This is a genomic window from Pseudomonas sp. MD195_PC81_125, from assembly GCF_014060985.1.
GTDB lineage: Bacteria > Pseudomonadota > Gammaproteobacteria > Pseudomonadales > Pseudomonadaceae > Aquipseudomonas > Aquipseudomonas parakoreensis.
In genome coordinates this window covers 1-10,219 of record NZ_JABULD010000112.1, presented here as the reverse complement: position 1 = coordinate 10,219, position 10,219 = coordinate 1, and the positions used below count along the sequence as shown (strand labels likewise).

The 10,219-nt window shown below is 60.1% G+C and carries 8 protein-coding genes and 1 pseudogene; 4 read left to right on the top strand and 5 right to left on the bottom strand.

Annotated features, from left to right (window positions below; all coding sequences use genetic code 11):
- Nucleotides 1-61 precede the first annotated feature (61 nt).
- The 4 genes and pseudogenes from HT737_RS04925 to HT737_RS04910 all read right to left on the bottom strand — a co-directional run bounded on the left by HT737_RS04925 (nt 62) and on the right by HT737_RS04910 (nt 4,244).
- On the bottom strand, nt 62-1,159 hold the full coding sequence (locus HT737_RS04925; protein WP_182401690.1) for a polyamine ABC transporter substrate-binding protein: 1,098 nt from the start codon (nt 1,157-1,159) through the stop codon (nt 62-64).
- Between the two features lie 153 nt (nt 1,160-1,312).
- Nucleotides 1,313-2,191 (bottom strand): ABC transporter permease subunit, encoded by an 879-nt coding sequence (locus HT737_RS04920; protein ID WP_047293492.1) that lies wholly within the window; start codon nt 2,189-2,191, stop codon nt 1,313-1,315.
- The gene (locus tag HT737_RS04915) at nt 2,188-3,069 is read right to left on the bottom strand and encodes an ABC transporter permease subunit (protein WP_371260449.1); all 882 of its coding nucleotides are present in this window, start codon (nt 3,067-3,069) and stop codon (nt 2,188-2,190) included. Before HT737_RS04915 ends, HT737_RS04920 begins: the two co-directional genes overlap by 4 nt.
- Nucleotides 3,070-3,098: 29 nt before the next feature.
- A pseudogene (locus tag HT737_RS04910) lies at nt 3,099-4,244 on the bottom strand (ABC transporter ATP-binding protein).
- On the opposite strand from HT737_RS04910, the gene HT737_RS04905 reads away from it, so the two are divergent.
- Complete coding sequence (locus HT737_RS04905) at nt 4,245-4,532, top strand: hypothetical protein (RefSeq protein WP_182401688.1); 288 nt, start codon at nt 4,245-4,247, stop codon at nt 4,530-4,532. It begins immediately after the preceding pseudogene.
- Between the two features lie 67 nt (nt 4,533-4,599).
- Here HT737_RS04905 and HT737_RS04900 read toward each other — a convergent pair whose 3' ends face one another.
- Entirely contained in the window at nt 4,600-5,361 is a 762-nt protein-coding gene (locus tag HT737_RS04900; RefSeq protein ID WP_182401686.1) for a gamma-glutamyl-gamma-aminobutyrate hydrolase family protein, read from the bottom strand.
- 282 nt (nt 5,362-5,643) lie between these two features.
- On the opposite strand from HT737_RS04900, the gene HT737_RS04895 reads away from it, so the two are divergent.
- The 3 genes from HT737_RS04895 to HT737_RS04885 all read left to right on the top strand — a co-directional run bounded on the left by HT737_RS04895 (nt 5,644) and on the right by HT737_RS04885 (nt 10,010).
- On the top strand, nt 5,644-7,020 hold the full coding sequence (locus HT737_RS04895) for a glutamine synthetase family protein (protein WP_169429845.1): 1,377 nt from the start codon (nt 5,644-5,646) through the stop codon (nt 7,018-7,020).
- A gap of 164 nt (nt 7,021-7,184) precedes the next feature.
- A complete protein-coding gene (locus HT737_RS04890) occupies nt 7,185-8,675 on the top strand; it encodes an aldehyde dehydrogenase (protein ID WP_182401684.1) in 1,491 nt (496 codons plus the stop codon).
- Between the two features lie 51 nt (nt 8,676-8,726).
- A complete protein-coding gene (locus tag HT737_RS04885; RefSeq protein ID WP_095668897.1) occupies nt 8,727-10,010 on the top strand; it encodes an FAD-binding oxidoreductase in 1,284 nt (427 codons plus the stop codon).
- The last annotated feature ends 209 nt before the right edge of the window (nt 10,011-10,219 follow it).

Genomic DNA, 10,219 nt, shown 5'->3' with positions numbered 1-10,219 from the left:
TTTTAGACGCAAGATCAAAAGATCGCAGGCCTGCGGCAGCTCCTACAGGGGGCGGTGTCAGTTATTTACCGAGCTTCACCCGCGTCCAGCCGCGGGTCATGATCCGCTGCGTGGCAATCGGCTGATCCGGCACCGCGTACAACGTCGCCATTACCGCCTGCGACGGGTACGAACCCGGGTCGTTGCGGATCGCTTCGTCAACCAGTGGCGTCGCCGCCGAGTTGGCGTTGCTGTAGCCGTTGCTGTTGGTGATTTCGGCAATGATGTCCGGGCGCATCAGGAAGTTCATGAACAGGTAGGCGTTATCGACGTTGGCGGCATCGCGCGGGATCGCGACCATGTCGTAGAAACTGCCGGCGCCTTCCTTGGGAATGCTGTAATCGATCTGCACCTTGTTGCCGGCTTCCACCGCGCGGGCTTTGGCCTGCAGCACGTCTCCGGAGTAACCGACCGCCACGCAGATGTTGCCGTTGGCCAGGTCCGAGATGTACTTCGAGGAATGGAAGTACGCCACGTACGGGCGGATCTTCATGAACAGCGCTTCGGCTTCGAGGATGTGCGCCTTGTCCTTGTCGTTCACCGGGTAGCCCAGGTAGTGCAGGGCGGTCGGGATCATTTCGGTCGGCGAGTCGAGGAAGCTGATACCGCAGGCTTTCAGCTTCTCGGCGTTTTCCGGCTTGAACAGCAGGTCCCAGGAGTTGGTCGGGGCGTTGGCGCCGAGCACTTCCTTGACCTTGTCGGGGCTATAGCCGATGCCGATCGAGCCCCACATGTACGGGAACGCGTGAGCGTTGCCCGGATCACTGGCGGAGGCGTTTTTCAGCAGCACCGGGTTGAGATTCTTCCAGTTCGACAGCTTCGATTTGTCGAGCGGCTGATAGACCCCGGCCTTGATCTGCTTGGCCAGAAAGCTGTTGGACGGCACGACGATGTCATAGCCGGATTTGCCCGCCAGCAAACGCGCCTCAAGGGTTTCGTTGCTGTCGAACACGTCGTAGGTCACCTGGATACCGGTCTCGTCTTCGAACTTCTTGACGGTGTCCGGCGCGATGTAATCGGACCAGTTGTAAACACGCAGCACCTTGTCGTTGGCCTGGACGCCCGTGGCGATTGCGCCCATTAAGGACAGTGTCAGCAGAGTCCTGCCAAACATTTTCATCGGTGAAACTCCATTCTTCTTATTCAAAAACACACATCTGAAACTTGATCGACAAGCGCCTTTCTGTAGGAGCTGTCGAGTGAAACGAGGCTGCGATCTTTTGATCTTAAAAAACAAAGTCAAAAGATCGCAGCGTGCCGCAGCTCCTACAGGTCAAGCCGTGGTGGCGGCGCGTTGCGGCTGCTGCCACGCCTCATTCGCCGTTTGATCCATCGCTTCCTGAATCGCCTTCTTGCGGCTGGCTTCTGCCTTGCGGCCGAAGTACCAGACCAGGAAAGTCACCAGCGACACCGCCAGCAGAATCAGGCTGGCCACGGCGTTGATCTCAGGCTTCACGCCCAGACGCACCGCCGAGAACACTTCCATCGGCAGGGTGGTCGAACCCGGCCCGGAAACGAAGCTCGCCAGCACCAGATCGTCCAGCGACAGGGCGAACGACATCATGCCGCCCGCCGCCAGCGATGGCGCGATCATCGGAATGGTGATCAGGAAAAACACCTTGAACGGCTTGGCCCCCAGATCCATCGCGGCTTCTTCAATCGACAGATCCAGCTCCCGCAGGCGGGCGGAGACTACCACCGCCACATAGGCTGCACAAAACGTCGTGTGAGCGATCCAGATGGTGACGATGCCACGTTCCTGCGGCCAGCCGATCAATTGCGCCATCGCCACGAACAGCAGCAACAGCGACAGACCGGTGATCACCTCAGGCATCACCAGCGGCGCCGTCACCAGACCGCCGAACAGCGTACGACCCTTGAAGCGCGTCACCCGCGTCAGGACGAAGGCGGCGAGGGTGCCCAACGCCACCGCAGCAATCGCGGTGTAACAGGCGATTTCCAGCGAGCGCACCACCGAACCCATCAGTTGCGTATTGTCCAGCAGGCCGACGTACCACTTCACCGACCAGCCGCCCCACACCGTCACCAGTTTCGAGGCGTTGAACGAGTAGATCACCAGAATCAGCATCGGCAGATAGATGAACATCAGGCCGAAGATCAACATGAACTTGGAAAAACCGAAGCGTTTCATCCCCGTGCCTCCATCTCTTTGGCCTGGCTGCGGTTGAACAGCAGAATCGGCACAATCAGGATCAACAGCATCACCACTGCCAGTGCGGATGCCACCGGCCAGTCGCGGTTATTGAAGAACTCTTGCCACAGCACGCGACCGATCATCAGCGTCTCCGGGCCACCCAGCAGTTCCGGAATCACGAACTCGCCGACCACCGGAATGAACACCAGCATGCAACCGGCGATGATGCCGTTCTTGGCCAGCGGCACGGTGATTTTCCAGAAGTTGTTGAAGTTGCTCGAACCCAGGTCCGACGCGGCTTCCAACAGGCTGCCATCGTGCTTGACCAGGTTGGCGTACAGCGGCAGCACCATGAATGGCAGATACGCGTAGACCACGCCGATATACACCGCGGTGTTGGTGTTGAGGATCTCGATCGGGTGATCGGTCAGCCCTGTCCACATCAGAAACGCGTTGAGCAGACCGTTGTTGCTGAGGATGCCCATCCACGCGTAAACGCGGATCAGGATCGCGGTCCAGGTCGGCATCATGATTAACAGCAGCAGGACGTTTTGCGCTTCCTTGCTCGCTTTGGTGATCGCATAGGCCATCGGGAAACCGATCACCAGGCACATCATCGTGCTCAGCGCCGCGACCTTCAGCGAACCGAGGTAGGCCGACAGGTACAACTCGTCTTCGCCGAGCATGGTGTAGTTGCCGATGTTCAGCATCAGCTGGAATTTCTGTTCGGCGTAGGTGTAGATCTCCGAGTACGGCGGGATCGACAGCGCGGCTTCCGAGAAGCTGATCTTCATCACCAGGAAAAACGGCAACATGAAGAACAGGAACAGCCAGATGAACGGGATGCCGATGACGAACTTTCGCCCGCTGGGCACCAGGCGCAGGCATTGCTGATTGAAGGTTCTCATGAGCGCAGCACCACGCCGCTGTCGTCTTCCCACCACACGTAGACCTTGTCGTCCCAGGTCGGACGCGCGCCACGACGTTCGGCGTTGGCCATGAACGACTGGACGATCTTGCCGCCCGGCAGCTCGACGTAGAACACCGAGTGGCCGCCGAGGTAGGCGATGTCATGCACCTTGCCTTCCGACCAGTTGTAGCGGGTCTCTGGCTTGAGGGTTGCTGACGAGCATTTTTTTCCGGGCGGATCGCGTAGGTGATCGACTTGTCCTGCACCGAGGTACTGACGCCGTGACCGACGTAGATCTTCTGCTGCAAGTCCGGGCTGTGGATGATCGCGTGACCTTCAAGGTCTTCCACCACGGTGCCGTCGAAGGCGTTCACGTTGCCGATGAATTCGCAGACCATGCGGCTGACCGGCGCTTCATAGATATCGACCGGGCTGCCGATCTGGGCGATCCAGCCCAGGTGCATGATCGCGATGCGCTCGGCCATGGTCATGGCCTCTTCCTGGTCGTGGGTCACCATCACGCAGGTCACGCCGACGCGCTCGATGATTTCCACCAGTTCCAGCTGCATCTGCGAGCGCAGTTTTTTATCCAGTGCGCCCATCGGTTCGTCGAGCAGCAACAGCTTCGGACGTTTCGCCAAAGAGCGGGCGAGGGCAACGCGCTGGCGTTGACCGCCGGACAACTGATGGGGTTTTGCGTTTGGCGTATTGGGTCATGTGCACCAGGCGCAGCATCTCTTCGACGCGGGCGTCGATTTCGCTGGCCGGCAAACGGTCCTGCTTGAGGCCGAAGGCAATGTTCTGTGCCACGGTCATGTGCGGGAACAGCGCGTAGGACTGGAACATCATGTTGATCGGCCGCTCGTAGGGCGGCATGTCAGTGATGTCTACACCGTCGAGCAGAATCCGCCCTTCAGTCGGGCGCTCGAAACCGGCGAGCATGCGCAGCAGGGTCGATTTGCCCGAACCGGAGCCACCGAGCAGGGCGAAGATTTCCCCCTGATGGATCTCCAGGGACACATCGTCCACGGCCGTGGTTTCGTCGAACTTCTTGGTGACACGATCGACTTTCACCAGAACCTTTTTCGGTTGCTGGTGGCCTTCAAGTGCCTTCCGGTAAGTGCTGGAGGCGTTTGCCATGTGAAACTCCCAACAGGTTTCGTTCGCTCGGCCAACGTGGCCGGGCTTAAGTGGATTGCAAGCCAGGGAAAACTGTCCTCGCCACACATGGCCTCTGTAGGAGCTGCCGAAGGCTGCGATCTTTTTGATCCTGATTCTGAAAAAACAAAAATCAAAAAGAATCGCAGCCTTCGGCAGCTCCTACAGGAGGTCGCATTGGCTGCGGGTTACCCTGACCTGGTCGGCGCCGCCGTCCTGGCTGCCTGGGTCGTACTTGTTGTTATTACGGTGTGTTGTTTTCACGGATGACGGATGCGCACACGCGCAACCGCCGACCCCGTGGGGGCAGTAAACAGTTTTGAAATCCTGGGTGGTGTCAGCGCTGGCTGCGCCGCGTCGCCCGTTGCCGGCAAGCCTCACCGAACGCCTGGAAAATCTTCAGGTAGTTCGGGTTGTCCAGCACCTGCCATTCCGGGTGCCATTGCACGCCGAGGGCGAAAGTCGGACTGTGCTCGACCGAGATCGCCTCGATCAGGCCATCCGGCGCCACCGCTTCGGCACGCAGGCCGGGCGCGAGGCGGTCGATGCCCTGACTGTGAATCGAGTTGACCTGAAATTCGCCCGGCAACTCGAGCGCCTCGAACACACCACCGGCCAGCACGCTCACGGCATGCGCCGGTGCGTATTGCACGGCCACGTCCGGGCTGTCGGCTTCGCGGTGATCGAGCATGCCCGGCAACTCATGCACCTTCTGGTGCAGGCTGCCGCCGAAAGCCACGTTCATTTCCTGGAAGCCACGGCAGATGCCGAGTACCGGAACGCCCGCCGCAATGGCTGCACGCAATAAAGGAAGGGTGGTGGCGTCCCGCGCCGGATCGTGATCCGTGCCGGGGGCGCTGTCCGGGCCTTGATAGTGGAAGGGCTCCACGTTCGAGGGTGAGCCGGTCAGCAGCAGACCGTCGAGTTGACCCAGCAGGTCTTCGATTTCAGTCAGTTTGCCAAGGGAAGGAATGACGACGGGCAACCCCAGCGCCGCAACGCTGACAGCGCGAACGTATTTGTCGCCGCTGATGTGATAGGGGTGCAGGCCAATCTGTTTGACGCACGCAGTAACGCCGATCAATGGCTTGAATGCCATTTTTATTCACCTCGAAGTTTGACACTTGAACGAGCTTTTCCGGAGCTTAGCCTCGTTGATTTTAATTAACAACTGCCATGTAAAAAATTCTAAACGCCGTTCATCCAATCTTCATGATTCCAGGCCTTGCGGCGCCTGCATTGGCACGTGAGTGTTAAAAAAATCCCGAAAAATAAACGCTGAACGGCTGGGTGTTCGCTATTGACTTCACTTTGTCTTTCGGATTGACTGGCTCGGCGAAACAGCAGTGAACATAATAATTAACAGCTAAATAGGTGCATCATGTCGGTCCCTCTGCGTGCCGTTCAACTCAACGAAGCAAACGCATTCCTTAAGAAACATCCTGAGGTTTTGTACGTCGACCTTCTGATTGCAGACATGAACGGTGTGGTGCGCGGCAAGCGCATCGAGCGCACCAGTCTTCACAAGGTTTACGAGAAAGGCATCAACCTGCCGGCCTCGCTCTTCGCCCTCGACATCAATGGCTCCACCGTGGAAAGCACCGGTCTGGGCCTGGACATCGGTGACGCCGACCGCATTTGCTACCCGATCCCCGGCACCCTGAGCATCGAGCCGTGGCAGAAGCGCCCGACCGCACAACTGTTGATGACCATGCACGAACTGGAAGGCGAGCCGTTCTTCGCCGACCCGCGTGAAGTGTTGGCCAACGTAGTGCGCAAGTTCGACGATCTGGGCCTGACCATCTGCGCCGCGTTCGAACTGGAGTTCTACCTGATCGACCAGGACAACGTGAACGGCCGTCCGCAGTCGCCGCGTTCACCGGTCTCCGGCAAGCGTCCGGTATCGACTCAGGTCTACCTGATCGACGATCTCGACGAGTACGTCGACTGCCTGCAAGACATCCTCGAAGGCGCGAAAGAGCAGGGCATCCCGGCTGACGCGATCGTCAAGGAAAGCGCCCCGGCGCAGTTCGAAGTCAACCTGCATCACGTCTCCGACCCGATCAAGGCTTGCGATTACGCGGTGCTGCTCAAGCGTCTGGTGAAAAACATCGCCTATGACCACGAGATGGACACCACCTTCATGGCCAAGCCGTATCCGGGCCAGGCGGGCAACGGTCTGCACGTACACATTTCGATCCTGGACAAAGAAGGCAACAACATCTTCGCCAGCGAGGATCCCGAGCAGAACGCCGCGCTGCGCCACGCGATCGGCGGTGTGCTCGAGACCCTGCCTGCGCAAATGGCGTTCCTCTGCCCGAACGTCAACTCGTACCGCCGCTTCGGCGCGCAGTTCTACGTGCCGAACTCGCCGAGCTGGGGCATCGACAACCGCACCGTCGCGGTACGTGTGCCGACCGGTTCGGCCGACGCCGTGCGCATCGAGCATCGCGTGGCCGGTGCCGACGCCAACCCGTACCTGCTGATGGCTTCGGTACTGGCAGGCATTCACCACGGCCTGACTAATCAGATCGAGCCGGGCGCACCGGTTGAAGGCAACAGCTACGAGCAGAACGAACAGAGCCTGCCGAACAACCTGCGCGATGCATTGCGCGAGCTGGACGACAGCGAAGTCATGGCCCGCTACATCGACCCGATGTACATCGACGTGTTCGTCGCGTGCAAGGAAAGCGAGCTGGCCGAGTTCGAGAACTCGATCTCCGACCTTGAGTACAACTGGTATCTGCATACGGTCTGACGCTCAAGCGCGATCCCGTTAACACCGCAAAACCCTGTGGGAGCGGGCTTGCCCGCGAAGAGGCCATCACCTTCAACATTGAAGGTGACTGACCCACCGTATTCGCGAGCAAGCTCGCTCCCACAGGGATATCGGTCACCAATTCTCCTGTGTGAGTCACCCCCATGACCATGACCCGCAACGACTGGGAACAACGCTTCCAGTCCCTGACCCTCGAATCCCGCGCCTTCATCAACGGCGAATATCGCCCGGCGATCAGCGGTGCCACCTTCGAATGCCTGAGCCCCGTCGACGGCCGTTTCCTCGCCTCCGTGGCCAGCACCGATGAAGCCGACGCCAACCTCGCCGTCGAGGTCGCACGCCAGTCGTTCAATTCCGGCGTGTGGGCCAACAAGGCCCCGGCCGAGCGCAAACGCATCCTGATCCGCTTCGCCGATCTGATCCTGCAACACCAGGAAGAAGTGGCGCTGCTGGAAACCCTCGACATGGGCAAACCGATCAGCGACTCGATGAGCATCGACATTCCGGCGACCGCCAACGCGATCCGCTGGAGCGCCGAAGCCATCGACAAGATCTACGACGAAGTCGCCGCCACCCCGCACGATCAACTTGGCCTGGTGACCCGCGAGCCAGCCGGCGTAGTCGCGGCCATCGTGCCGTGGAACTTCCCATTGATCATGGCCAGCTGGAAATTCGCCCCGGCGCTGGCGGCGGGTAACTCGTTCATCCTCAAGCCTTCTGAAAAGTCGCCGCTGACCGCCATCCGCATCGCCCAGCTCGCGCTGGACGCGGGCATTCCGAAAGGTGTGTTCAACGTCCTGCCGGGCTTCGGCCACACTGTCGGCAAGGCGCTGGCGCTGCACATGGACGTCGACGTGCTGGCCTTCACTGGCTCCACGGCGATTGCCAAACAACTGATGATTTATGCCGGCCAGAGCAACATGAAACGCGTCTGGCTCGAAGCCGGTGGCAAGAGCCCGAACGTGGTGTTTGCCGACGCCCCGGACTTGCGCGCAGCCGCCCAGGCTGCGGCCGGTGCCATTGCTTTCAACCAGGGCGAAGTGTGCACCGCCGGTTCGCGTCTGCTGGTCGAACGTTCGATCCGCGAGCAATTCATTCCGCTGCTGGTGGAAGCGCTGCAAGCGTGGAAACCGGGGCATGCGCTTGACCCGGCCACCACCGTCGGCGCCGTGGTCGATCAGCGTCAACTGGATAACGTGCTGCGCTACATCAGCCTCGGCCGCGAGCAGGGCGCCGAGCTGATTGCCGGCGGCCAGCGCACCCTCGAAGAAACCGGCGGCACTTACATCGAGCCGACGATTTTCGACGGCGTGACCAACGCCATGACCATCGCCAAGGAAGAAATCTTTGGCCCGGTGCTGTCGCTGATCACCTTCGACACCGTTGAAGAAGCGCTGCAGATCGCCAACGACAGCATCTTCGGCCTCGCCGCCGGCGTGTGGACCAGCAACCTGAGCAAAGCGCACACCTTCGCCCGTGGCCTGCGCGCCGGCAGCGTGTGGGTCAACCAGTACGACGGCGGCGACATGACCGCGCCGTTCGGTGGCTTCAAACAGTCGGGCAACGGTCGCGACAAATCGCTGCACGCGTTTGACAAGTACACCGAGCTGAAAGCGACCTGGATCAAGCTCTGATTTTCTACAGCGGTGGTCGCTCCTGATGAGCGACCCTCGGAGAACAATAAAATGAAGCAACAACACGTCAACAGCTACTACGCCGCCACCCGCAACGAAGTCATCGACTTTCCGACCCTTGAAGAGTCGGTCGAGTGCGACGTCTGCATCATCGGCGCCGGTTACACCGGCCTGTCCTCGGCCCTGTTCCTCACCGAGGCCGGCTACAAAGTGACGGTGCTCGAAGCAGCGAAAGTCGGCTACGGCGCCAGTGGCCGCAATGGCGGGCAACTGGTCAACTCCTACAGTCGCGACGTCGATGTGATCGAAGAGCGCTACGGTGACAAGACCGCAGAAATCCTCGGCAGCATGATCTTCGAAGGCGCCGACATCATCCGTTCGCGGATCAAGGACTACGACATCAAATGCGACTATCGCCCGGGCGGCATTTTCGCAGCGATGAACAAGAAACAACTCAACGGTCTGGCCGAGCAGAAGCGCAGCTGGGAACGTTACGGCAACAAAAACCTGAAGATGCTCGACGCTGCCGACATTCGTCGCGAAGTCGGCTCTGACGCCTACGTTGGCGGCCTGCTGGACATGCAGGGCGGCCACGTGCATCCGCTGAACCTGGCCCTCGGTGAAGCCGCGGCCATCGTGCGTCTGGGCGGCAAGATCTACGAGCAATCGGCCGCCGTGGAAATCAAGTACGGCGAGCCTAACGTCGTGCGCACCGCCAAAGGCCAGGTCCGCGCCAAGTACCTGCTGATCGCCGGCAACGCCTACCTGCCGCAGGGTCTGGACAACCGCGTGACCGCCAAGAGCATGCCGTGCGGCTCGCAGATCTGCGTCACCGAACCGTTGACCGAAAAGCAGGCGCGCAGCCTGATCACCAACAACTACTGCGTCGAAGACTGCAATTACCTGCTGGATTACTACCGTCTCACTGCTGACAACCGTTTGCTGTATGGCGGCGGCGTGGTCTACGGCGCCCGTGAACCGGACGACATCGAAACCCTGATCCGGCCGAAGATCCTCAAGACCTTCCCGCAGCTCAAGGACGTGAAAATCGACTACCGCTGGACCGGCAACTTCCTGCTGACCATGTCACGCATGCCGCAATTCGGCCGCATCGAGAAAAACGCCTACTACATGCAAGGCTACAGCGGTCACGGCGTCACCTGTTCGCACCTGGCCGGCAAACTGATCTCGGAAATGATCCGCGGCGACGCCGAACGCTTCGACGCCTTCGCCTCGCTGCCGCACATGCCGATGCTCGGCGGGCGCACCTTCTCCGCCCCGTTGACCGCCCTCGGCGCCGTGTATTACTCGCTGCGCGACCGCTTCGGCATCTAAGTTACCTCCCCGGCGGCGGTCCCCAAGACCCCGCCGGTTTTTTATCTGATACACCAAGAATCAAAATGTAGGAGTGAGCCTGCTCGCGATGAGACCAGTGCAGCCACCCTCACTCCCGCTGACACACCACAAAACCTGTGGGAGCTGGCTTGCCAGCGATAGCGGTCTTTCAGCAAAAGGGATGTTGAATAGGCCACCCAATCGCTGGC

Coding starts and splice junctions, on each gene's coding strand:
- HT737_RS04925 (WP_182401690.1), bottom strand. CDS start 1,159: ATGAAAATGTTTGGCAGGACTCTGCTGACACTGTCCTTAATGGGCGCA.
- HT737_RS04920 (WP_047293492.1), bottom strand. CDS start 2,191: ATGAAACGCTTCGGTTTTTCCAAGTTCATGTTGATCTTCGGCCTGATG.
- HT737_RS04900 (WP_182401686.1), bottom strand. CDS start 5,361: ATGGCATTCAAGCCATTGATCGGCGTTACTGCGTGCGTCAAACAGATT.
- HT737_RS04895 (WP_169429845.1), top strand. CDS start 5,644: ATGTCGGTCCCTCTGCGTGCCGTTCAACTCAACGAAGCAAACGCATTC.
- HT737_RS04890 (WP_182401684.1), top strand. CDS start 7,185: ATGACCATGACCCGCAACGACTGGGAACAACGCTTCCAGTCCCTGACC.
- HT737_RS04885 (WP_095668897.1), top strand. CDS start 8,727: ATGAAGCAACAACACGTCAACAGCTACTACGCCGCCACCCGCAACGAA.